Consider the following 23,583-nt stretch of genomic DNA (forward strand, 5'->3'; position numbering starts at 1 on the left):
GGGCCATATTTAGAACATCGTTCTAGAATTGCGTTCTAATGTAGGGTGCGACCATGCGCAACCCGGGTCACCGGAGAGAAGAGGTCCTCAAGGCGGCGCTCGAGTGCTTCCTGGAGCGAGGCGTCGAGGGCACGACGATGGCGGCCATCCGAGAGCGCTCCGGGGCCAGCACGGGGAGCATCTACCACCTGTTCGAGAGCAAGGAGGCCATCGCGGCCGCGCTCTACCTGGAGGTGCTCGGCGAGTACCAGACGGGCCTCTTGAAGGAGCTCGAGCAGCATCCTGGCGCCCGCGAGGGCATTGAGGCGCTGGTGCGCCACCACCTGGACTGGTCCTTGTCCCGTCCCGACGCGGCTCGCTTCCTGGTGGAGGCGCGAAGTGGCGCGGCCGTCACGGCCGCCGAGACGCGCATCCGCGAGCAGAACAAGGGCTTCTTCCGTCAGCTCAAGGACTGGTGGCAGGGCCACGTCCGCGACGGCACGTTCGATGAGATACCCTTCGAGCTCTTCCTCGCCATCCTCCGGGGACCGGCGCAGGAGATGCTCCGCGAGTGGCTCGCTGGCAGGACGAAGACCGACCCGCGCACCGCGATACCTGTCCTGGCCCACGCCGCATGGCAGTCCGTCGAAAAACGCCCCACAAGCGCGAGGACTCTACGTAAGAAGAAGTCTGTCCAACAGGAGTTTGACCCCTCCTGATTCGTATGCCTGCGTTGAGTGCGCGTTAGTAGGGCAGCCTCGTGAAGTAGGCCTGGGTGTGAATCGCCAGGGGTGATGTCTACCCAGATGGGCCGGTATTTACATTGGCTTGTATGTTTGTGATGATTAGGCGGCCGTGCATGCATGAGGGGGCTGATGCATATTCAAGCCAGGGTTCTGCTGAGTCTAGGTGTCTCGGTTGCGTGTGTTGGTTGTTCATGGCTCAAGAGTATTCATGGCCCATTCCCAAACTTTGTGCCGGTGATTGATTCACCGACTCCCGACGAGAGGGCGTTGGCGGCCCGGTACTATGCGCATTATCCAGATGGTATTTTGGCGGACGGCAGCCCTGTGCTCATGGATGGCGGGACTCTCGTGATCGCTGGAGGTTTGGATGGGGGTATGGATGGAGGGGTGGTTTATGACTCCAGGCGGATTCGATACCCGATGCGCGATGGTTGGTCGTACTGTCGAAACATCGAACAGCATGCTGCTCGTGCGTCCACTGCATGGGCAGGGGAGGGGATTGTCTTCCTGGGGGCAGGGCTGGCTGGAACGGTGGCTGGAACCAAGATGATGACGGAGGGCAAGGCTACATTCGAGGATTTCGCAACGCTCGGAGGGAGTCTCGTTGCTCTTGGTATCGGCATATATGGCTTGGAACGGAGTTCTTCCGCCGCCAAGGCCTCGTCGACGGCCTCACTGGGTATGGCAAGCCAGACTTCAGATGCCGCCTTCGCGATTTGCATGGCTGCACGAAGCCAATGGGTATCCGAGAGGCAGGAGGCCAATACCCAAGCCCGGTTGATGATGATCAAGTATGCTGAAGGAGCGTTCAAATCTCCTTCCGATGTAGACGCAGGAACGAGTGACGCTGGTGCCTCGGATGCAGGAGCAGATGCGCCGCTAGCAAGCGATGCTGGCTCAGAGGGCGGTGCACCGAGTGATGCGGGGACGGATGGCGGCAATGCGTAGGGAGGGGTTCCGCAACTGCGGTGCCCTCAAGGCCCGGAGGTCCGCGGATGAATCCGGGCCACCCGTCCGAGCACATCGGACCGTCGAGCCCACCCGTTGATCCTCCCCAGCGCGTTGCCAATCAAGACACGGTCGGGCGTGGCGTCCTTAACCAGGTGGAGCAGCGCGCCGCCCTTCCAGCGCACGAAGACGACATCTCCCGCGCGCACCTCCAATGGATTCACCGGTGCCAGCGTCACGGGCTGGTTGTCCTCGATGACTCCGCGCATCGAGCCACCCCGGGGGCGTACGGTGATGTCCTTGCCTTGTGTCAGCGCCTGAAGTGCGTCCGTCATCCATCCCATGTCACGTCTCCTCGAGAAATTCCTCGAGGAGACGTGGGGTGCTCAGCCGCCTGACGGACTACATGTTCCGCCGGTACTGCCCACCGACCTCGTACAGGGCGCGGGAGATCTGCCCGAGCGTGCAGACCTTACAGGCGTCCATCAGCGCGGCGAAGATGTTGCCGTTGTCGAGCGCCGCGCGCTTCACCGCCTCCAGCGCCGCGGGAGCCACGTCCCCGTTGCGCTTCCAGAACGCGTCGCGCGCGGTGATGGAGTAGTCCTTCTCCTCCTTCGTCGCGCGAATCACCTCCGGCGGCGTCACGGTGGGCGAGCCCTTCGGGTCCAGGAACGTATTCACCCCGATGATGGGCAGCGTGCCATCGTGCTTCTGCATCTCGTAGTACAGCGACTCCTCTTGAATCTTGGAGCGCTGGTACATGCGCTCCATCGCGCCCAGCACGCCGCCACGCTCGGAGATGGCGCGGAACTCGGTGAGCACCGCGGCCTCCACCAGGTCCGTCAGCTCCTCGACGATGAACGAGCCCTGGTTGGGGTTCTCGTTCTTCGACAGGCCGAACTCCTTGTTGATGATGAGCTGGATGGCCAGCGCGCGCCGCACGCTCTCCTCGGTGGGCGTGGTGATGGCCTCGTCGTAGGCGTTGGTGTGCAGCGAGTTGCAGTTGTCATTCAACGCCAGCAGCGCCTGCAGCGTGGTGCGGATGTCGTTGAAGGCGATCTCCTGCGCGTGCAGGGAACGGCCCGACGTCTGGATGTGGTACTTCAGCTTCTGCGAGCGGTCATTGCCGCCGTACTTGTCGCGGATGGCCTTGGCCCAGATGCGGCGCGCCACGCGGCCGAGCACCGTGTACTCGGGGTCCATCCCGTTCGAGAAGAAGAACGAGAGGTTGGGCGCGAAGTCGTCGATGTCCATCCCGCGCGACAGGTAGTACTCGACGAAGGTGAAGCCGTTGGCCAGCGTGAAGGCCAGCTGGGAGATGGGGTTCGCCCCGGCCTCCGCGATGTGGTAGCCGGAGATGGACACCGAGTAGAAGTTCCGCACCTTCTTGTCGGTGAAGTACTGCTGGATGTCGCCCATCAGCCGCAGCGCGAACTCCGTGGAGAAGATGCAGGTGTTCTGCGCCTGGTCCTCCTTCAGGATGTCCGCCTGCACCGTGCCGCGCACCTGCTGGAGCGTCGACGCGCGGATCTTCTCGTAGACCTCGCGCGGCAGCACCTCGTCGCCGGACACGCCGAGCAGCAAGAGCCCCAGCCCGTCGTTGCCCTGCGGCAGCTCGCCCTGGTAGCGCGGACGCGGCACGCCGCGCTTCTGGTAGAGCGCGTCGATCTTCTGCTCGACCTCCTCCACCTTGTTGTTGGCGCGGATCCACTTCTCACACTGCTGGTCCACCGCCGCGTTCAGGAAGAACCCGAGCAGCATCGGCGCGGGGCCGTTGATGGTCATCGACACCGACGTCGTCGGGTCCGCCAGGTCGAAGCCCGAGTAGAGCTTCTTCGCGTCGTCGACATTCGCAATCGACACGCCCGAGTTGCCGACCTTGCCGTAGATGTCCGGCCGGTGGTCCGGGTCCTCGCCGTACAGCGTCACCGAGTCGAACGCCGTGGACAGGCGCTTGGCCGGCAGTCCGCGCGACACGTAGTGGAAGCGCTTGTTGGTGCGCTCCGGCCCGCCCTCGCCGGCGAACATGCGCGCCGGGTCCTCGCCCTCGCGCTTGAGCGGGAAGACGCCCGCGGTGAACGGGAACGCGCCCGGCGCGTTCTCCCGCAGGAGCCACGTCAGGATGTCGCCCCAGTCCTCGTAGCGGGGCAGGGCGATCTTCGGGATGCGCAGGTGCGACAGCGACTCGGTGAACAGGTCCAGCTCGATGACCTTGTCGCGCACCTGGTACTGGTACTTGGACGCCGCGTAGCGCCGCTTCGTCGCGGGCCACTCGCTCAAGAGCCGGCGGCAGTCCGGGTCCAGCCGCGACTCCAGATCCTTGTACAGTTCCACCAGCTCGCTCAGGTACGCGGGCTCGCCCTCGACGCGCTCGGTGACGTGCACCACGTCGGAGGTGTCCTTCGGCTCGACGATCTCCAGCCGCTTCTTGCCGACGTTCTGCCGCAGCGCCTCGACGGTGCCGTGGAGCTGATACATCCGCCGCGCGATCGCCGCCTGCGCCCGGGCGAAGCCGTCGTACGCCTCGCACGTCTCGACGATCTCGGCGAGGTAGCGGGTGCGCTCGGGCGGGATGATCCACTTCTTCTCGCTCATGCCCGGCGTCTGGGCCAGGTGCGACTGGAGCGGGGCGCCCGTCTTCTTCACCACCGCGTCCATGATGGCGCGGTAGAGCTGGTTCATCCCCGGGTCGTTGAACTGCGACGCGATGGTGCCGTGCACGGGCACCGCGTCATCCGCCGTGGTGAAGGCGTTGTGGTTGCGCTTCCACTGCTTGCGCACGTCGCGCAGCGCGTCCAGCGAGCCGCGCTTGTCGAACTTGTTGATGGCGATGACGTCCGCGAAGTCGAGCATGTCGATCTTCTCGAGCTGCGTCGCCGCGCCGTACTCGGCCGTCATCACGTAGAGCGCCACATCCGAGTGCTCGGTGATTTCGGTGTCGGACTGACCGATGCCGGAGGTCTCCACCACGATGAGGTCGAAGCCCGCGGCCTTGCACACCTCGATGGAGTCGCCCACGTGCTTGGACAGCGCGAGGTTGCTCTGCCGCGTCGCCATGGAGCGCATGTACACGCGCGGGTTGTCGATGGCGTTCATTCGGATGCGGTCGCCGAGCAGCGCGCCTCCCGACTTTCGCTTCGACGGGTCCACCGACAGCACCGCCAGCGTCTTGTCCGGGAAGTCCGCGAGGAAGCGCCGCACCAGCTCGTCGACGAGGCTGGACTTGCCCGCGCCACCGGTGCCGGTGATGCCCAGCACGGGCACGCGCGGCTGCTTCGAGCTCAGCTTCGTCATCGCGTCGCGGAGCTGGTCTCCCACCGACGCGAAGTTCTCCGCGATGGTGATGAGCGAGGCGATCTTCATCGGCTCGCGCACCGGCATCGCCGCCGCCGTCGGCGCGAAGTCCGCCGGGCGCTTCTCGAAGTCACACTCCTGGATGAGGTGGTCGATCATCCCCTGCAGGCCCATGGCCCGCCCGTCATCCGGGGAGTAGATGCGCGTGACGCCGTACGCGTGGAGCTCTTCGATCTCCGTCGGCAGGATGGTGCCGCCGCCACCGCCGAAGACCTTGATGTTCGCCCCGCGCTGCTTCAGCAGGTCGATCATGTACTTGAAGAACTCGACGTGGCCGCCCTGGTACGACGTGATCGCGATGCCCTGCGCGTCCTCCTGGATGGCGCAGTCGACGATCTCGGCGACCGAGCGGTTGTGTCCCAGGTGAATGATTTCGGCGCCCGAGGCCTGCATCAGGCGGCGCATGACGTTGATGGCCGCGTCGTGCCCGTCGAACAGGGAGGCGGCCGTCACGATTCGCACGTGGAATCGCGGCTTGTAGGGCCCGGGGACCGGGGTCAACTGGACGTTTCGCACGGCGCGTACAGTAGGAGCGCGGTGGATGTCGGGCAAGCGATTGAAGCGGGGCCGGCCGAGGCTCGACGCGGACTGTCAAGCCCTCGATGTCGGGAGGAATGCCTCCAGCACCCGCAGTGCGGCGGACGTCGGTGTGGCGCGCGCCTCACGCACCTCCGCCTCCAGCACCGGCACCAGGGCGGCCACCGCGGGGTTCGCATGCAGGGCCGCTCGCAGGCCGTCCTGCACCATGGACCACATCCAGCCCACCTGCTGCGCGCGCCGTCGCTGCTCCAGTGTCCCGGAGGCCACGCGCTTGCCCACCTGCGCCTCCAGCGTCTCCCACAGCTTGCCGATGCCCTGGCCCTCCAGCGCGCTGCACGTGGTGACCACGGGCTCGTTGCCCGGACGCATCAGGTGGAGCGCGGCGCGCAGCTCGGAGCGGGCCCGCTCGGCCCTCGGCAGGTTGTCGCCGTCCGCCTTGTTGATGGCGAGCATGTCCGCCACCTCGAGGATGCCGCGCTTGATTCCCTGCAGCTCGTCCCCCGCGCCCGCGAGCATCAGCACCAGGTAGAAGTCCACCATGTCGGCGACCACCGTCTCCGACTGGCCCACGCCCACCGTCTCCACCAGCACCACGTCGAAGCCCGCGGCCTCGCACAACAGCAGCGTCTCCCGCGTCTTGCGCGCCACGCCGCCCAGCGTGCCGCTGGAGGGACTGGGCCGGATGTACGCCGCCGTCTCGCGCGCCAGCCGGGCCATGCGCGTCTTGTCGCCCAGGATGCTGCCGCCGGAGATGGTGCTCGACGGGTCGATGGCGAGCACCGCCACGCGCCGGCCCGCGCCCACCAGGTGCATGCCCAGCGCGTCGATGAACGTGCTCTTGCCCACGCCGGGAACACCGCTGATGCCGATGCGCCGGCTGCCGCCCGTGAAGGGGAGCAACCGGGTGAGAACCTCCTGCGCGAGCGCCTGGTGGCGCGGATGTCCGCTCTCCACCAGCGTGATGGCGCGAGCCAGCACGGAGCGGTCCGCCGAGCGGACGCCGTCCACATAGGCGTCCACCGTCAGCTGCTTCACGCCTCCTCCTGCGCCGCCGTCAGCTTCTCCAGCAGCTCCAGGGCCGCCTTCGAGATGACCGTGCCGGGGCCGAAGATGGCGGCGGCGCCCGCGGCGCGCAGCTCGTCGTAGTCCTGCGCGGGGATGACGCCGCCCACGACGACCATGATGTCCTCGCGGCCCAGCTCGCTCAGCGCGCGCTTGAGCTGCGGCACCAGCGTCAGGTGTCCGGCCGCCAGCGAGCTCGCGCCCACCACGTGCACGTCGTTCTCCACGGCCTGTCGCGCGGACTCCTCGGGCGTCTGGAACAGCGGCCCGATGTCCACGTCGAAGCCCAGGTCCGCGAACGCGGTGGCGATGACCTTCTGTCCTCGGTCATGCCCGTCCTGGCCCATCTTCGCGATGAGGATGCGCGGCCGGCGGCCGAAGCGCGCGAGGAACGCGTCCGCCGCGGCGCGGGCCTCGGTGATGCCCTGGGCGTCCTTGCCCGCTTCGCTCGAGTACACGCCGGACACGCTCCTCACCGTGGCTTCGTAGCGCCCGAAGACCTTCTCGAGCGCGTCGCTGATTTCGCCCACCGTCGCCTTCGCGCGCGCCGCGTCGATGGCGAGCGCCAGGAGATTCCCCTCGTTGCGCCGGCCCGCCTCGGTGAGCGCGTCCAGCTTGCGGCGCACGTCGTCCGCGTCGCGCTCCGCGCGCAGCTCCTTGAGCCGGGCGATCTGCGCCTCGCGCACCGCGGAGTTGTCCACCTTGAGGATCTCGATGTTGTCGGGACGCTCGGGCGGGTACTTGTTCACGCCGATGATGGCCTGACGGCCGGAGTCGATGCGCGCCTGCGTGCGGGCCGCGGCCTCCTCGATGCGCAGCTTGGGCAGCCCCGCCTCGATGGCCTTCGTCATGCCGCCCAGCGCCTCGACCTCCTGGATGTGGCCCCACGCCTTCTGCGCCAGCTCGTGCGTGAGCCGCTCCACGTAGTAGCTGCCACCCCACGGGTCGATGACACGCGTGGTGCCGCTCTCCAACTGGAGATACAGCTGCGTGTTGCGGGCGATGCGCGCGCTGAAGTCGGTGGGGAGGGCGATGGCCTCGTCGAGCGAGTTGGTGTGCAGGCTCTGCGTGTGGCCCTGCGTCGCGGCCATGGCCTCCACGCACGTGCGCACCACGTTGTTGAACACGTCCTGCGCGGTGAGGCTCCAGCCGGAGGTCTGCGAGTGCGTGCGCAGCGCCAGGCTCTTGTCACTCTTGGGGCTGAACCCCTTGATGAGCCGGGCCCAGATCATCCGGGCCGCGCGCATCTTCGCCACCTCCATGAAGAAGTTCATGCCGATGGCCCAGAAGAACGACAGGCGGGGCGCGAACGCGTCCACGCCCAGCCCCGCCGCGAGCCCCGCGCGCACGTACTCCACGCCGTCCGCCAGGGTGTAGCCGAGCTCCAGGTCCTGCGTCGCTCCGGCCTCCTGCATGTGGTAGCCGCTGATGCTGATGCTGTTGAAGCGCGGCATCTTCTCCGCGGTGAAGCGGAAGATGTCGCCGATGATGCGCATCGACGGGCCCGGCGGGTAGATGTACGTGTTGCGGACCATGAACTCCTTGAGGATGTCGTTCTGGATGGTCCCGCTGAGCTGCTCCGGCTTGACGCCCTGCTCCTCGGCCGCCACGACGTAGAGCGCCAGGATGGGCAGCACCGCGCCGTTCATCGTCATCGACACGCTCATCTGGTCGAGCGGGATGCGGTCGAACAGGATGCGCATGTCCTTGATGGAGTCGATGGCCACGCCCGCCATGCCCACGTCACCGGCGACGCGCGGGTGGTCGCTGTCGTAGCCCCGGTGCGTGGCCAGGTCGAAGGCAATGGACAGGCCCTTCTGACCGGCCGCGAGGTTGCGGCGGTAGAACGCGTTCGACGCCTCGGCGGTGGAGAAGCCCGCGTACTGGCGCACCGTCCACGGCTGCTGCACGTACATGGTGGAGTAGGGGCCGCGCACGAAGGGCGGCAGGCCCGGCTGCGAGCCCAGGTGCTCGACGTCCGCCAGGTCCTCGGGCGTGTACACCGCCTTGACGGGGATGCCCTCGGGCGTGTCCCAGTGCTCCGCGCCCTTCAGGATGCCGCGGGCCTTCTCGCGTTGCGCCTCGAGCGCGGCGGCGGTCGGCTGGGTCTCCGGTGCGTCGAAGGCGATGCCGGAGAAGTTCGGGACGTGGGGTCGCATCAGGCCACTCCGAGCTGCGCGTGCAGCGAGTTCAGGAGCGCGAACAGGTCCGCCCCCGCGAAGATGAACAGGTCCACGCCGGCCGCGCGGAAGGTGGCCTCGTGCTCACCAGGACGTCCCGCCACCGCCACCGAGCGCGCGCCCTTCGCCTTCAGCGCCGCCGTCAGCGCGGGCACCCACTCGGGATACATCGCGTCCGGTCCGGAGATGACCGCGAGCGTCGCGCCCGACTCGACGAAGGCCGCCACCACCGCCGCCGGGGCCGCGAAGCCGTGCTTCTCCTTCGACTCGATGCCACCGGCCGCCAGCGCGTTGACCACCCACGTGGAGCGCGCGGTGTGCTCGGCCACCGTGCCCAGGCTCGCCAGGAACGCGGTGGGCCGCTGCCCGTGGGCCGCGACGTACCGGTCGCTCGCGTCGCGCAACGACTCGAAGGGCTCCGCGATGCGCGTGGGCTTCAGCCCCTCGCTGCTCGCGGCGGTGCTCCGCGTCCGGGCCTCGCGGCGCACGGGCGCCTCGCCCAGGAAGGGGAACTCGCTCACGCCCACGATGGGCTGCTTGCGGCTGCGCACCGCCTTCTCACGCGCGGCCCTCGTCTCCGCGAGCACCTTCACGATGTCACCCTGGGCCAGCGCCTTCTCCATGCCCCCGAGCGACTCGATGCGCTGCAGCTCCGTCCATGCCGCGCGCGCGAGCTCCGAGGTGAGCTGCTCCAGGTAGTAGCTGCCGCCCGCCGGGTCCGCGACGCGGTTGAGGCTCGACTCGTCGCGCAGGATGAGCTGCGTGTTGCGCGCGAGCCTGCGCGCGCCTTCGTCCGGTGTGCCGAGCGGCTCGTCGAACGGCGAGGTGCTGACGCTGTCCGCGCCCGCGACCACCGCGGCGAAGGACTCGGCCGTGGCGCGCAGGATGTTCACCCACGGGTCTCTCTGCGTCTTCGTGCCGATGGCGGTGCGCGCGTGCAGCCGCATCGCCTGCGCCTCGGGCGAGCCACCCGACGCGGCCACGACCTTGGCCCACAACAGCCGCGCGGCGCGCAGCTTGGCGATCTCCGGGAAGAACTGGCCGCCGACGGACAGCGCGAACTGCACCGAGCGCGCCGCGACATCCACCGCCACGCCCGCGCGCTCCATTCCGCGCAGGTACTCCACGCCCGTGGCCATGGCCCACGCCAGCTCGTGCACCGACGTGGCCCCCGCGTCCGCGTAGGCCCGCGTCGACACCAGCAGCACGCGCAGCTCCGGCGCGCTCGTGGCCCGCGAGGTGACCAGCGGCGCGGCCTCCGTGAGCACCGTCGCCACGCCCCCCTGCAGCGCGCCGGTGCGAGCGAGGATGCCCAGCGGGTCGATGCCCAGCGAGCCGCTCGGCTTGATGCCCGCCTTGTCGGCCACCGCCAGCAGCAGGGACGCCATGGCGAGCGGCGCCGAGTCCGACTCCAGATGCACGGGAGTCCGGTCCAGCGGCACATGGGCCAGCAGCCGGACCAGCGTGGCCTCGTCCTTCACCGGGATGCCATGGGCCTCGCCCAGGCAGAGCCAGACACCCTGGGTGCCTCGCTCCAGGTCCGTGCGGACGGCCTCGGCGGCGAGGGCGACGTCCGGCTCGGAGTACTCCTGGCACAGCAACCAGCCGCCCTCGGTGTGGCCCAGGGGCTGGGTGCCCCGGACGTAGGGGGCGACGCCCGGCGGCTGCGGCGCGGCCGAGTCGGCCTGCGCGTAGAGGGGCTGGAGCGCCAGTCCGCCTTCCAGCGATGACTGGAGCACCGTGAAGGGCTTGCCCTTCAGGTCCTTGTCCACCAGCCGGCGCCACTCCTCGAGAGTGCGGGCCGGGAACTCGGCGGCGATGTGAAGAGGCACCTGCGACATGCTGTGTCCTCGCGGGGGATGTGGCCGATGACAGGCCGGCCGTCCCCGTCCCATAGGCGCAAAAACGCGCCCGTTCAATGGCGGCGAGCGGGGGAGGGCCTTGTTGGCGTCGAGCCGGACGCCCAGGTGTCAACAAGCCGGGAGTCATGGGCCGGTGGGACGCCGGCCGGGCAGGGGTTGCTTTCACCCGTGAGGCGCGAGATGGCTGACCCAGACGAGTCACCAGGGTCGCGCGCCATGACGGAACAACAGTACGAGTTGCTGAAGCTCATCAGGAAGGTCCAGAGCCACCACTTCATCGAGGACCACATCCGGCCCTGGCACCCGGCCGACTACCAGGAGCGCCTGGTGAAGGAGCAGGCGGAGAACGAGGTCACGCTCGAGGAGATCCGTCAGGTGCTCGCCTCGGGGCTGAGCCTGGACTTCGCGGACCAGAACCACCACACGCCGCTGTTGATCGCCGTCACGCAGAACAACGTGGCGCTCATCCAACTGCTCATCGCCCACGGCGCGGACATCCGGGTGGCCCACGGCAACGAGATGCCGCTGCACCGCGCGGCGGAGTTCGGCGCGGACCGCGTCGTGCGCTTCATCATCGAGCAGGGCGTGGACCCGCGGACCCCATCACCCTTCGGCAGCAGCGCGTTGCTCATCGCCCGGAACTCGCGTCACAGCCGCGGTGTCCCGGCCTTGCTGGTGCAACTGCTGCTGCCCACCAAGGGCCAGCGTCCGCCGCCCCCGAAGAAGCTCAAGGGCCTCTCGGAGGAGAAGGTGATGAAATACCTCTCCAGCGAGCCGCCCGCGGGTGTCAGCGCTGCGTCCTGGGAGATGCTCCGGGGCATCATGGACGCGGTCTTCGTGGAGGCCCATGCCGTCTCGTTGGCCGAGCTCTACGAGGGCATCGAGTCTCGCTCCTCCATGAACCCCGACCTGGTCTTCGCCGCCATCGACCTCATCCGGGCCGTCATCCTGGAGGCGCCCAAGAACAAGTCGGTGAAGAAGCTCTCCAAGGATTCCCATGCCCACCACGGAGACCTGGAGATCAACGGCCCGCTCACCGTGAAGTCGCTCCTGGTGACGGGCAACCTGACGGTGAAGGGCAAGGCCGCCAACCCCGTCGGAGCCGCGCTGTTCGTCGGGGGCTCCTTCCAGTGCGAGACCTTCCACACCGAGGGGCCCGTCATCATCGGCGGTGACCTGGACGCCGCCGACGTCGAGGCGAAGGGCAACGACTACGCACTCGAGGTCCGGGGCACCCTGCGTACCCCGAAGCTCGTGGTGAAACAGCACGTCGTCAAGGCAGGGCATTTCGAGGTCCAGGAGCGCGTTGACTCCTAGTCCATGAACCAGTGCGTCATGACCCGATGACGTCACTACCCCTAGGGTGACGTCCCGAATGCCGACCGAAGTCAAAGTCCAGTCCACGTTGTTCGAGTCGTTGGTGCGCTGCATGAACCCCGACTCGGCCCAGCGCGCCGAGCTCCTCGCGGCGGGGTACGACGTGGACAAGCCTCGCGCCACCTATCCCGCGTCGGTGTTCGCGGCGTGTCAGGCATTGGCGCTGCGCACGACGTACGCGGGGCTCGCGCCAAAGGCTGCTCAGCGGGAGCTGGGACGAGACCTGGTCCGCAAGTACTTCGACACGCTGGTGGGTCGCGTGGTGGGCATGGCGTTGAAGGTGGCGGGACCCGAGCGGGCGATGAAGCGCGTGGCGCTCAGCTTCAGCTCGGTGATCGAGCCGGTGGACATCACCGTGGAGAACGTGGGCCCGAAGGACTGGCGCGCGAAGTTCCGCAGCTACGTGTTCCCCGCCGAAGCGGCCGCCGGCACGTGTGAGGTCGCCCTGAAGCAGGCGGGCGCCGCCACGGCGACCGTGGAGGTGGAGCGCTACGAGGGGACCGAGGGCTTCGACCTGCGTCTTCGCTGGTGAAGCCCCCGGCACTCCTGGCTCAGGGCTGAGGGCTGCCCAGCGCCAGGGCCGCGCCTTCCTTGGGCTCCGTCACGTTGTCCTGCGACGTGCGGTCGATGAGCTTGTTGAGCGGATCGATGCCGACCTCCACGGGCTTCACCGGCACGGTGAAGCTCAGCTCCGATTCACCCTGGCTCACCCGGCGCTTCTCCAGGAACACCGCGTTGCCGTCCTCGTCGAGCGCGCCCACGTCCATCCAGTCGTTGAACGTCAGCTCCTTCTGCTCGCCCTTGTCGTCGCTGCGGTACTTCTTCGCGATGACCTTGAGCGTGACGTCCCAGCCGCCTTGCGCGTTCTGCCGCATCGTCGCGGACACCGCCCGGTTGTCATAGAGGGTGATGGTCTCGAAGAGGTCCTCGAGCAGGTACTGGTACTCCGGCGGCGTCTCCTCGCGCAGGAAGCCGATGAGCTCGGCGGCGCCCGTGTACGGCGGCCCCTGGAAGCGGACCTTCTCCACGTAGCGCTTGAGGGCGCGGTTGACGCGCTCCTCGCCGATGAAGTCCTGCAGCGCGTACATGGCGAGGCTGCCCTTCTGGTAGTGGATGTACGGCTGGTTCTCCACGCGCGACAGCGGCACCTCCTTCTTGCGCTCCATCGCGCGGCCCATCAGGTAGCGGTCCAGCTCGAACTTGAGGAAGCGCTTCATCTTCGTCGCGCCGAAGCGGTGCTTCATCACCATCAACGCCGCGTACTGCGCCATCGTCTCCGACGTCATCGTGGCGCCCTGCGCGCGCGCGCCCACCACCTGGTGCGCCCACCACTGGTGCGCGATCTCATGCGCGGTGATGTAGTAGGGGTAGTCGACGTCGTCCGGGCTGTCGTCGCGCACGCGGGCGATGAAGCCCACCGCCTCCGAGTACGGAATCGTGTTGGGGAACGCCTGCGCGAAGCTGCCGTAGCGGGGGAACTCGAGGATGCGCGCCTGGCGGTGCTGATACGGCCCGAAGTTCTCCGAGCAGTACGCCAGCGCGTCCTTCATCCCGCGCATCATCCGGTCCAGCGCGTAGGTGTGCGAGGGGTGGTGGTAGATCTCCAGCGCCACGTTCCGCCACGTGTCGCGCATCACCTCGTAGCGCGCGGACAGCACCGAGTAGAACTTCAGGATGGGCTGGTCCATCTTGTAGCGGAAGAAGCGCCGGCCCCCCACGGTCCACTCCTTCTCCAGGTAGCCCGGGGCGATGGCGATCTGGTCCGGTGACGTGCTCACCGTGGCCTGGAACGAGACAAAGTCCGCGTCCGGCGTGATGTAGTTGTGCGCCAGCGCCTTCGGGTCATCCCGGTCTGGCAGCCGCTCCTTGGGCTTCAGCCCGTACTCCTCGCGGTCCTTGTCCTCCACCAGCTCCGAGTCCTCCTGGTAGCCGAGCGTCGGCAGGTTGCCGCTGTTGAAGAAGGTGCCGTTGCTCGCGATGTCCGTGCGCGGCGGCCCGTGCTTCAGGCGCTTCGCGTGGAACTCCAGGTCGAAGACCAGGTCGGCCTCGGCGCCGGGGGCCAGGGGCGTGGGCAGCTCGAGGACGAACAGACCCAGCTCCCGGTCCGTGGGCTCGGTGCGCTCCGCGCCCGCGAGGCTCAGCTTGCGCACCTGCACGTCGGTGGGCATGTCGAGCAGCACCTTGGAGATGGGCTCCCCGGTCTTGTTGCGCAGCCGGTAGGTGCCGAGCGCCTCCAGGCGCTGCTCCTCCGGATGGATGTGGAACGTCACGTCCACGTCCGTCACGCGCGGGTGGGGCAGGGCGAGGAAGGACTTGTATTCCTTCTCGTAGCGGGCCCGGGCGCGCTCCATGTCTTTCTCGGTGACGTAGGGATTGATGACGCGCGTCTGGTACATGATGAACGTGCCCAGTCCCAGGAACGCCAGCAGCGCCACGCTGGCGCCGGTCGTCCAGCCCCAGGTCTGGCGGGCGCGCGCCTCGCGCAGCCGCTCCCTCCACCGCGTGGTGCGACCGCGGACGACGAGCAGGTAGCCCACCGCGACGAGCAGTACCGCGAGCGCGTACCAGTAGAGCCGATACCACACGACGTTGGACACGAAGTGGCCGTAGCCGTTCATGTCCGAGTACAGCAGGCCCGGGTCCGAGCCGTAGCGCACCAGCCGGTCCTCCACGCCGAACAGTCCCAGCGCGGCCTGCGAGGCGAAGTGGATGACCATGACCAGATACGCCAGGTACTTCTGATGGATGAGCACCTGCGCGAAGAAGGCCAGCACGCACAGGAGCACCTCGTGCGTGAAGTCCACCAGGACGATGTCCGTGAAGTACAGGCCCCACTCAATCTGGAAGAAGCCCCGGCTCACCTGGGTGATGAGCACCGCGAGCGCGACCACCACCTTGAGCGAGAGCACCACGAGGAGCAGCGCGCCGACCTTGGACGCATAGCCCACCCACGTCGGGGCCCGCGTCGCGTCCACGATGTCGCCCAGGCCCGCGTCGCGCTCCTTCCACACCAGCTCACCGGCGTAGAAGGTGAGGGTGATGAGCACGAAGGGCTTGAAGGTGCCCGTCGCCACCTCCAGCGCCTGCCACGTCACCGGCCAGGTGGCGGTGCCGTAGAGCTGCTTGGACACCAGGGCGCCCAGCGTGACGAAGATGAGCCCCGCCACCACGAAGGACCAGTACACCGGTGAGCGCAGCACGTCCCGGAAGGCCAGCCACGCGGAGGCCGCCGCCGTGCGAGCCCAGCTCCCGAAGGTCGGCGCGGCGCGCGTGGTGGGGATGGCCACCGCCGGCGTCGTCTCCTCTTGCTTCCGGGCCGCGCGGCCACCCGAGTGCTCCTCCACGTCGGTGCGGAAGCGCAGCACGGTGAGGCCCAACAGCAGCGCGCCGACGGCGGACCACAAGAGCCGATTGACGAGCAACACCCCGGTGAAGGGCATCAGGTCGCGATTGCGCTCCGCGGGCGTCCAGTAGCGCGTCACGTTGTCGACGGTGATGAACCCGAACGGGTCCAGGATGGAGCCCAGCTGCTGGTTGGCCACGTCCGACATCGCGGAGCTGAGCGCCAGGTAGCCGAGCACCAGCACCACGACGCCCACGTACACGGGGGCCATGCGTCGGGTGAGCGCGGCCAGCGAGAAGAACACCGTGCCCGCGAAGAACAGCGTGGGCCAGACCCCCACCAGGTACGGCCACAGGTAGGCGAATGACTGGTGTGGCACGAGTTGCGTCTTGTCGATGAGCCACACGACGGCGACGCCCACCAGCATCCCCGGGATGATGGACAGCATCAGCACGGCGCTGAAGATGAACGCGCCCAGGAAGCGGCCCAGCAGGTACGGCACCTTCTTCACGTTCTTCGTGAAGATGAGCATCCACGTGCCGTGGCCGAAGTCCTGGTACGCGGCCTGACCGAAGACGGCCGCCACCATGAGCAGCGCGAACAGGCCCAGCACGGTGATGAAGTTGAAGAGCGAGTAGGGGCTGTTGGCCAGCACGCGCTCCGAACCGGAGCCGGCGCTGAAGTTCTTGAAGACACCGCCGGAGGCCAGCATCAACAGCAGGCCGGCGCCGGCGAGGACCGCCGCGTACACCCAGGTCGACAGCATCTTGACCCGGCGCCGCAGCTCGAAGGTCACGAGTGCGCTGAACATGTCACGCCGCCTTCGACGCGCCGGACAGCGCGTGGAAGTAGACGTCCTCCAGGTCGGGGCTCGCCGCCTCGAAGCCCTCGGGCGCGCTCGGGGCGTGCACGTGCACCAGCCGCTGGCCCGCCACGCGCCGCACGGCGATGACCTCCAGCTGCTTCGACAGGGTGTCGAGCTCCTCCTGGCTCGCGACGAAGCGCTTCCACACCCGGTCTCGCAGCTGGTCCACCAGCTTCAGCGGATGGCCGCTCGCCACCACGCGGCCTTGCGCGAGCACGGCCATGTTCTGACAGAGGTCGGCCACGTCGGACACGATGTGCGTGGACAGAAGCACCACCACGTCCGAGCTGATCTCCGCCAGCAGGTTGTGGAAGCGGAAGCGCTCGGCGGGGTCCAGGCCCGCGGTGGGCTCGTCGACGATGAGCAGCTTGGGGTCTCCGAGCAGCGCCTGGGCGATTCCGAAGCGCTGCTTCATGCCGCCGGAGAAGCCGCCGAGCCTGCGGTCTCGGTGCTCCCACAGGTTCACCTTGGTGAGCAGCGCCTTCACCGCGTCATGGCGCGCGCGCCGCTGGGCCAGCCCCTTGAGCTGCGCCAGGTGGTCCAGCATGTCCCAGGCCGTCACCTTCGGGTACACGCCGAAGTCCTGCGGCAGGAAGCCGAGCACGTCGCGCAGCCGGTCCTTCTCACGTCGCACGTCGATGCCGTCGAAGGTCATGCTCCCACCGTCCACGTCCTGCAACGTGGCGATGGAGCGCATGAGCGTCGACTTTCCGGCGCCGTTGGGCCCCAGGAGGCCGAACATCCCGCGAGGGATGGTGAGGGTGACGTCGTGCAAGGCACGCGTACCGTTGGGGTACGTCTTGGACACGCCTTCGAGTCGGAGCTCCATGTCGGGCATCAACCTAGCCCATCCGTTACCATGGGCTCCATGTCTTCACGGCGCTGGCTCCTGTGTCTCACGCCCCTCGTCCTGCTGTGCGCGTGTGGCGATGGAGAGCCGGTGATGCTCGAGGCCGCGGCGGCCGACTGTGGGAGCGCTCCGCCGCAGCGACTGGGTCGCCTGCCCGCGACGAGCATGGTGCTCAACGCCTACTTCCTCCAGGAGGAGGCCGCGCGCGACGTGCGCCGTGGTCTGCCCGAGTCGCCCATCGTCGAGGAGGTGTTCGCCAAGGCCGCCGCGATGGGCGTGGTGGCGCTCAGGACCAACGGGCACAACGAGGCGCCGGAGAAGGTGGGGGACAGCACCATCCAGACAGCGCCGCTCCAGTACGACGAGGTCGCCCTGCGAGGGTTGGACCGGGTGCTCGCCCGCGCCCGGGTCCACGGCGTCCGGTTGGTGCTCACGCTGGGCAACTACTGGGATGCCTACGGTGGCACGCGCCAGTACGTGAGCTGGGCGGGGCTGCCGAACCCGGTGCAGGGCGACCCGCGCTTCTTCACCGAGCCCCTCGTCATGGCGCTCTACAAGGAGCACATCGCGAGGACGCTGGAGCGGGTGAACACGGAGGACGGCATCCGCTACGGCGACCACCCCGCGGTGCTCGCGTGGGAGCTGCTCAACGAGCCTCGTGGCCGGGGACTGGACGCGCAGGGCGCGAAGCTGCGCGCGTGGGTCGACGTGATGGCGCGCGAGGTGAAGGAGCGCGCGCCAGGGCACCTGGTGGGCACGGGGGAGGAGGGGTTCGAGCCCTCGTCGGACGGGTACGACGGCGCCTACTGGTCCCGCGTGGGGACGACGATGCTGCGCACGCCGGGCTCCAGCTTCACGCGCAACACGGCGTCGCCGTACATCGACTTCGCCTCGGTGCACTTCTATCCGGAGTCGTGGGGCCTGGATGGCGCGGGCACGGCGGAGGCGGGGGCGCGGTGGATTCGCGAGCACGCGGCCATCGCGCACGGCCTGGGCAAGCCGCTGCTGGTGGGCGAGCTGGGCCTTCGCAACGAGGGGGACCTGGATTTGTCCCAGCGCCGGGCGCTCTACCGGGGCTGGCTGGAGTGCATGCGCGGCGTGGGCGTGGGCGGCGGCGCGCTGTGGATGTTCGCCAACGACGCCCGGCCCGACGCGTGGGATGACCACACCTTCTACTTCCGCGATGGCACGTCGCCCGCGGACCCGGTGAACCGGTACGCGGACCTGGTCATCGAGGCCGCGGGAGCGGCGAGGCCCTGACGCACGAAGGCCCGGGCCGAGCGTCCTGCTCGACTCCGGGCCTGGGCGTCACGACGAATCAGTAGGCGACGTGCACGTGGTCGCGGTGGCCGCCGATGGCGCCGATGTTGTTGCCGTGCTTGATGCCGCCCCGCGGATCGTAGAACAGCTCCGTGGGCTTGCTGCCCGCGAGGCGATCATAGAACGCCGCCATCTTCGAGGGGCTGCCGGCCACGTCGATGGCGCGCCCCTTGTAGTGGTACGAGCCCGGCGTGTGCTGCCCACCCGTCGTCGAGGTGATGGTGAGCCCCATCTGCCGCGCCAGGTTCGCCGCGAAGTCCAGCTTCTGTCGGTTGGAGCCGTTGACCGGGAAGTTGCCCGGCACGTTGCCACCGGGCTTCACGCCGTCCGGCTTGCCGTCCCACAGGTCCTGGTTGCGCGAGTTGAACAGCGCGCGGCCCGTGTTGTTGCCCACGATGCCGTCCTGCGTCAGCCCGTGCTTCTTCTGGAAGGCCTTCACCGCCTGCTGCGTCTGCTTGCCGTAGATGCCATCCGCCGCGCCAGGATTGAAGCCCGCCTTGGCCAGCGCCTTCTGCGTCCGCGTCACATCCGAACCGCGCGTCCCGACATTGAGCATGGTGGGCCTCTTTCCCTCTCGCCGAAGGCGGATGACTTCGTACGAGAGGGTTCTCGGCCCACATGTCCCGCGAGTTGCGGCTTAAGTGGGATAGTCCTGTTTGTGTCGTCTGGTGGACAGGGCCTCGCCCTGGAGTCTCAGACGGAGATGAGGCCCTTGCGGATGCCCTCGGTGACGGCCTCGACGCGGTTGGTCACCTCGAGCTTCCGGTAGATGTGCTCCAGGTGGGTGCGGATGGTGGCCTTGCTGAGGGTGAGGAGCCGGGCGGCCTCGCTGTTGGAGACGCCCTTGGCGATGAGCTGGAGGATTTCGCGCTCGCGGTCCGACAGGGGCTTGAGCAGGGGCTCCTCGGCGGAGGGGCTCCCGGCGGGAGCGGGCGCGGGGGCCTCCGGGCGCGGGGCGGCGGGGGCGGTGGCCAGCGGCTCGGAGGGGACGGGCGTGGCGTCTGGCTCCACGCGGAAGTGACGCAACAGCCTGCGCGCGAGGTTGGGCTGGATGACGGTGCCTCCCGCGCGGACCTCCTTGATGGCCTCGATGATCTTGTCGACCGGGGAGCCCTTGAGCATGTAGCCGGAGGCGCCCGCCTTCACGGCCTCCAGCACTTTGTCCTCCTCGTCGAAGATGGTGAAGATGAGGATCTCCATCTTCGGGTAGACGGCCTTGATCTCCCGGGTGACGTCGATGCCGCTCATGCGCGGCAGGCCCAGGTCGAGCAGCAGCACGTCCGGCATCAGCTTGGGCACGTCCTCCAGCGCGGCCTCGCCGGACAGCGCGGTGCCGACGATGTCGATCTCCGGGTGACCCTCGAAGAGGCGCAGCTGGTTCTTGAGGATCTTCGTCTGGTCCTCGACGACGAAGACGCGGATGGGCGGCTGCGCGGGAGTGGAGGGAGGCTGCGGGGCGTCCACGGGGGCTCCGGTCATGTCGGGGGGCAGGGAAGGGAGAAGGCCACCTGGGCGCCCGAGCCCGGTGACGAATCGACGATGAGCTGGCCACCGAGCTTCATGGCGCGCTCGCGCATGTTGAGCAGGCCGTAGTGGCCTCGCGGCGTGTGCTTCGGGTCGAAGCCCTTGCCGTCGTCGTGGACGATGAGGTGCACGCGGTCCTCGCCGTAGTCGAGCTTCACCTGCACGAGCTTCGGCTCGGCGTGCTTCACCGCGTTGGAGAGGCACTCCTGGAGGATCCGGAAGAGGGCCAGCTGCACGTCGGGGGACAGCTTGCGCTGCGCGCCCGTGCGCTCGAAGTGGATGGGCAGGCCCGTGCGCTCCTGGAAGGTCTTGGCGTAGTCCTCCAGGCCCTGTGACAGCTCGAAGTCCTCGCGCATCATCCGGAGGTTGCGCCGCAGCTCGTCGATGGACTCCTCCGCGGTGGCCTTCAGCTCGCGGATCTCCTCGCGCAGCCCGTCCTCGCGCGCGAGGTTCAGGATGTACTCCGCCTGGATGATCATGGAGGAGAGCGACGCGCCCAGGCCGTCGTGGATCTCCCGCGCCAGGCGGTTGCGCTCCTCGACGACGGCCAGCTCCTTGAGGTCACCCTGGAGCGCGACGACTTCGCGGTGGGCCGCAGCCTCGCGCTCGTTCAGGTACACGAGCACGTAGACGATGATGAAGTTGAGCGCCAGGTACCAGAGCAGCGTGAGCAGCTCCACCGCCGTCACGTTGCGGTTGAGCAGCAGGTCCAGCCGCGTCGTGATCGGCAGCGCGAGCAGCGGCGGGAGGATGGCGAGCGGCTTGGGGTAGAGGATGGAGAACAGCGTGGTGAAGAGCAGCTGGGTGGCGAGCAGCGGGCTCTGCAGGCCGCCGCCCACCTGGGGCTTGGCGATGAGGACCACCAGGATGACCAGGTCCAGGCACAGCGTGGTGTACGTCACCCAGCGGCCGGCCTTGGGGTGGTCGATGACCAGCAGGTTCGCGACGCTGTAGAGCAGCATCGTGAAGTAGCCCAGGAAGGAGAGCGCTCCGGTGAGGCCGAAGTAGCCGCTCCACGTGGGCACCGCCAGGATGAGCAGGCCCAGCGTGAGGAACATCATGCGGGCGTAGAAGAGGGCGCGGGCCCGGGCGACGAACCGGTCCTGCTCCCAGGACGCGGTGGCCTGCTCGGTGGAGACGCTGTCCGTCAGCTTGCGGCGCGAGAGGACCTCGCGCACGCGGGCGCGGAGGTCATTGGCCGGGGTCTCCTCGCCCAGGGCGAGATTCGAATCCATTGGGCCGGCAGCTTACGAGAGCCGCCGGGTGTGCGGGAATCCCTGGGGTGGTCCGTTCACCTTCTCGGCGAGCGAGAAGGCGGCCGGGTGTCCCGCGCGCCTCCGTCATCGGGAGGAGGGCTGCATGCAGACCTTGCGGGCCTCGGGCTTGCTGCGGAAGATGAACTCCATCCGGTCCGTGGACTCGCCGGTGCGCTCGTCGAACAAGGGCGTGCCGCCCGCGTACATGGTGCCTTCCTTGTTCCCGTACGGGTCCAGGTTCTGCTTCTTCAGCCAGCGGTCCACGCACGCCTCGAGCGCGGCGCGGCGGGACTCGGGAGCGTTCGCGTCCTTGACGTTCGTCCCGGCGGCTGGAGTGGAGGCGTCGGGGGACTCGGCGACGAGCGTGCCGGAGTCCGTCCCGGTCTTCTCGACGCCCGGGGCGGGGGCCTCGAGGGTGGAGCCGCTGTCGACGAGCTTCGTCGCCTCGGCGGGGGCCGTGGCCTCGGCGGAGGGCTGCGACGCGGCATCCGCGGGGCCGGCGGTCTCGCCGGTGTTCTTGTGGCACCCCAGCACGAGCAACAGGGTGGTGGAAAAGACGAGCACGCCGGTCAGGTTTTTCATATGTGTGGCAGCTGGTAGGGGCGCCTGCGCCCAACGGTCGCCTGATGCGACGCAGGGGTCCGCACGTTATTCGCATCCGCCTTCGCGGAGCAGCATTCGATGCACGGCCCAGAAGAACACCACCATCCCCGCATTCCCCACGCGTCCCGGATAGAGCGCGCGAGGGTGCTCGTCGTGGGAGCAGGCGGGCTCGGTTGCCCCGTCTCCCTGGCGCTCGCCCAGGCCGGTGTCGGCCACCTGACGCTGGCGGATCCGGACCGGGTGGACGTGACGAACCTGCCCCGGCAGCTGTGGCACCGCGCCGAGGACGTGGGCCGCAACAAGGCGGAGTCCGCCGCGGCGGGGCTCGCCAGGGCGTTCCCCGGGCTGAGCACGGAGGTGCTGCCCGAGCGCGTGGACGCGGACAACGTGGAGGGCCTGTTCCGCTCGCACGACGCGGTCATCGACGCGACGGATGGCGTGGGGACGAAGTTCTTCCTCTCGGACGTGGCGGTGCTGACGGGCGTGCCGCTGGTGTATGGCGGCGTGCTGCGGATGCAGGGCCAGGCGATGCGCGTGGAGCCGGGGGGCCCGTGTCTGCGCTGCCTCTACGAGGCTCCGCCTCCGCCCGACTCGGTGCCCACGTGCGCGCAGGCGGGGGTGCTCGGCTCGCTGGCGGGGCTGGTGGGCTCGGTGCAGGCGCTGCTCGTGCTGGAGCTGCTGGCGGGTGCGGCGCGGCGCGTGCCGGGTGAGACGGCGCTGCATGTGTTGGATGGGCGCACGATGCTCGGGCGCGTGACGCGGGTGACTCGCGCCGAGGAGTGCCCGGGGTGTCAGGTCACCGCCGTTCCGAGCTTCCCGGACGAGGCCTCGGCATGCGCGCGATGAGTCTGTGCGGCGCGGGGGCGATGGTGTGCGGGCTCGGATTCGAGGCCAGGGTGAAGGCGTGTCCGAACCTGGCGCGCGCGGAGCGGGTTCGGGCGAGGCTGCGTTCCCGCCTGGGCGGGTGGGGGTCGGGCCGGGACAGGCGTCGCGATGGATCGACGGTGTTTCGTGCTCGGCCCGGAGTGAACGGCTGCTCGAGGCGACGCTTCGTGCACGCTCGCGCATCCGGTGATGTGTCGACGCAGTGGGAGGGCGTTCAGCCTGCGCGGAAGCGGGACGCGTGCATGGGTGGCACGACGGCGACAGGGGACATCGTTCTCGAGGGTTTCATGCTCGCTCGGGCATCACCTAAGACGTCGACGCATCGTGAAGGCACTGGCGCTCGTGCCCTCACGGAGGCGGGGCGCGTGTATGGGTGACGCGACGGCGACGCTGGACATCACGCGCGAGGTCTGTCCGATGACCTACGTGCGCACGAAGCTGCGGCTGGAAGCCCTCGAGCCAGGCGCGCTGCTGGAGGTCTTCCTCCGAGGCGCCGAGCCCCTGAAGAACGTCCCCCGCAGCGCGCATGAAGAGGGGCACGAGGTGGTGTCACTCGAGGCGCGTGACGACGGGACGCATCGGTTGCTGCTGCGCAAGCAGGGAAGGTGAGTGGGTCATGGCGACGATTCGGATTCCCTCGACGATGCGCGCGCTGACGCGCAATCAGGCGGACGTGGTGGTCCCGGGCGCCACCGTGCGCGAGGTGCTCGCGAATCTGGACGCGAGCTACCCCGGTATCGGCGCGAAGCTGCTCGACGAGCGCGGCGCCGTGCGGCGCTACGTCAACGTGTTCCTCAACGAGGATGACATCCGAGCCCTGCGCGAGCTGGAAACGCCCGTGAAGGACGCGGACCGGCTCACGCTCATCCCCGCGATGGCGGGAGGGTGA

Annotated in this window: 19 protein-coding genes; 8 read left to right on the forward strand and 11 right to left on the reverse strand. The window is 68.5% G+C overall.

Annotated features, from left to right (window positions below):
* Window positions 1–53: 53 nt before the first annotated feature.
* A complete protein-coding gene (locus LXT21_RS36935) occupies window positions 54–698 on the forward strand; it encodes a TetR/AcrR family transcriptional regulator (protein WP_254042933.1) in 645 nt (214 codons plus the stop codon).
* 156 nt (window positions 699–854) lie between these two features.
* Window positions 855–1,673 (forward strand): hypothetical protein, encoded by an 819-nt coding sequence (locus LXT21_RS36940; RefSeq protein WP_254042934.1) that lies wholly within the window; start codon window positions 855–857, stop codon window positions 1,671–1,673.
* Window positions 1,674–1,699: 26 nt separating this feature from the next.
* Here the strand turns inward: LXT21_RS36940 and LXT21_RS36945 are convergent, their stop codons facing one another.
* From LXT21_RS36945 to LXT21_RS36965, 5 genes are all read right to left on the reverse strand, one after another.
* Window positions 1,700–2,017: a hypothetical protein gene (locus LXT21_RS36945; RefSeq protein WP_254042935.1), complete on the reverse strand. Its 318-nt coding sequence runs from the start codon at window positions 2,015–2,017 to the stop codon at window positions 1,700–1,702.
* A gap of 58 nt (window positions 2,018–2,075) precedes the next feature.
* Complete coding sequence (locus LXT21_RS36950) at window positions 2,076–5,543, reverse strand: methylmalonyl-CoA mutase family protein (RefSeq protein WP_254042936.1); 3,468 nt, start codon at window positions 5,541–5,543, stop codon at window positions 2,076–2,078.
* A 75-nt stretch (window positions 5,544–5,618) separates the two neighbouring features.
* The gene (gene meaB / locus LXT21_RS36955) at window positions 5,619–6,602 is read right to left on the reverse strand and encodes a methylmalonyl Co-A mutase-associated GTPase MeaB (RefSeq protein ID WP_254042937.1); all 984 of its coding nucleotides are present in this window, start codon (window positions 6,600–6,602) and stop codon (window positions 5,619–5,621) included.
* Complete coding sequence (gene scpA / locus LXT21_RS36960; protein WP_254042938.1) at window positions 6,599–8,788, reverse strand: methylmalonyl-CoA mutase; 2,190 nt, start codon at window positions 8,786–8,788, stop codon at window positions 6,599–6,601. Before scpA ends, meaB begins: the two co-directional genes overlap by 4 nt.
* Window positions 8,788–10,650, reverse strand: coding sequence for a methylmalonyl-CoA mutase family protein (locus LXT21_RS36965; protein WP_254042939.1), 1,863 nt, complete (start codon window positions 10,648–10,650; stop codon window positions 8,788–8,790). The genes scpA and LXT21_RS36965 overlap by 1 nt, the downstream gene beginning before the upstream one ends.
* Window positions 10,651–10,887: 237 nt before the next feature.
* On the opposite strand from LXT21_RS36965, the gene LXT21_RS36970 reads away from it, so the two are divergent.
* The gene (locus LXT21_RS36970; RefSeq protein WP_254042940.1) at window positions 10,888–11,988 is read left to right on the forward strand and encodes an ankyrin repeat domain-containing protein; all 1,101 of its coding nucleotides are present in this window, start codon (window positions 10,888–10,890) and stop codon (window positions 11,986–11,988) included.
* Between the two features lie 58 nt (window positions 11,989–12,046).
* Window positions 12,047–12,580, forward strand: a complete 534-nt coding sequence (locus tag LXT21_RS36975; RefSeq protein ID WP_254042941.1) for a DUF2378 family protein — start codon at window positions 12,047–12,049, stop codon at window positions 12,578–12,580.
* Window positions 12,581–12,599: 19 nt separating this feature from the next.
* On the opposite strand, the gene LXT21_RS36980 is transcribed toward LXT21_RS36975, so the two are convergent.
* Together LXT21_RS36980 and LXT21_RS36985 are read right to left on the reverse strand one after the other, a co-directional pair.
* Window positions 12,600–16,202 carry an ABC transporter permease/M1 family aminopeptidase gene (locus LXT21_RS36980; protein WP_254042942.1) on the reverse strand — a complete coding sequence of 1,201 codons (3,603 nt, stop codon included), beginning with the start codon at window positions 16,200–16,202 and terminating at the stop codon, window positions 12,600–12,602.
* Between the two features lies 1 nt (window position 16,203).
* On the reverse strand, window positions 16,204–17,085 hold the full coding sequence (locus tag LXT21_RS36985; protein WP_254042943.1) for an ABC transporter ATP-binding protein: 882 nt from the start codon (window positions 17,083–17,085) through the stop codon (window positions 16,204–16,206).
* A gap of 39 nt (window positions 17,086–17,124) precedes the next feature.
* Between LXT21_RS36985 and LXT21_RS36990 the strand changes: the two genes are divergently transcribed.
* Window positions 17,125–18,366, forward strand: a complete 1,242-nt coding sequence (locus LXT21_RS36990; RefSeq protein ID WP_254042944.1) for a glycoside hydrolase 5 family protein — start codon at window positions 17,125–17,127, stop codon at window positions 18,364–18,366.
* Between the two features lie 58 nt (window positions 18,367–18,424).
* Here the strand turns inward: LXT21_RS36990 and LXT21_RS36995 are convergent, their stop codons facing one another.
* From LXT21_RS36995 to LXT21_RS37010, 4 genes are all read right to left on the reverse strand, one after another.
* Complete coding sequence (locus LXT21_RS36995; RefSeq protein ID WP_254042945.1) at window positions 18,425–18,982, reverse strand: peptidoglycan-binding domain-containing protein; 558 nt, start codon at window positions 18,980–18,982, stop codon at window positions 18,425–18,427.
* A 137-nt stretch (window positions 18,983–19,119) separates the two neighbouring features.
* Window positions 19,120–19,905 carry a response regulator gene (locus LXT21_RS37000; RefSeq protein WP_254042946.1) on the reverse strand — a complete coding sequence of 262 codons (786 nt, stop codon included), beginning with the start codon at window positions 19,903–19,905 and terminating at the stop codon, window positions 19,120–19,122.
* A complete protein-coding gene (locus LXT21_RS37005; protein ID WP_254042947.1) occupies window positions 19,902–21,185 on the reverse strand; it encodes a sensor histidine kinase in 1,284 nt (427 codons plus the stop codon). Before LXT21_RS37005 ends, LXT21_RS37000 begins: the two co-directional genes overlap by 4 nt.
* A 105-nt stretch (window positions 21,186–21,290) precedes the next feature.
* The gene (locus tag LXT21_RS37010) at window positions 21,291–21,788 is read right to left on the reverse strand and encodes a hypothetical protein (protein WP_254042948.1); all 498 of its coding nucleotides are present in this window, start codon (window positions 21,786–21,788) and stop codon (window positions 21,291–21,293) included.
* A gap of 99 nt (window positions 21,789–21,887) precedes the next feature.
* Here LXT21_RS37010 and LXT21_RS37015 point away from each other — a divergent pair, with 99 nt between their 5' ends.
* From LXT21_RS37015 to LXT21_RS37025, 3 genes are all read left to right on the forward strand, one after another.
* Window positions 21,888–22,655, forward strand: coding sequence for a HesA/MoeB/ThiF family protein (locus LXT21_RS37015; RefSeq protein WP_256572297.1), 768 nt, complete (start codon window positions 21,888–21,890; stop codon window positions 22,653–22,655).
* Window positions 22,656–23,063: 408 nt separating this feature from the next.
* The gene (locus LXT21_RS37020; RefSeq protein ID WP_254042950.1) at window positions 23,064–23,303 is read left to right on the forward strand and encodes a sulfurtransferase TusA family protein; all 240 of its coding nucleotides are present in this window, start codon (window positions 23,064–23,066) and stop codon (window positions 23,301–23,303) included.
* Between the two features lie 7 nt (window positions 23,304–23,310).
* Window positions 23,311–23,583 carry a MoaD/ThiS family protein gene (locus LXT21_RS37025; protein WP_254042951.1) on the forward strand — a complete coding sequence of 91 codons (273 nt, stop codon included), beginning with the start codon at window positions 23,311–23,313 and terminating at the stop codon, window positions 23,581–23,583.

The organism is Myxococcus guangdongensis (assembly GCF_024198255.1).
Lineage (GTDB): Bacteria > Myxococcota > Myxococcia > Myxococcales > Myxococcaceae > Myxococcus > Myxococcus guangdongensis.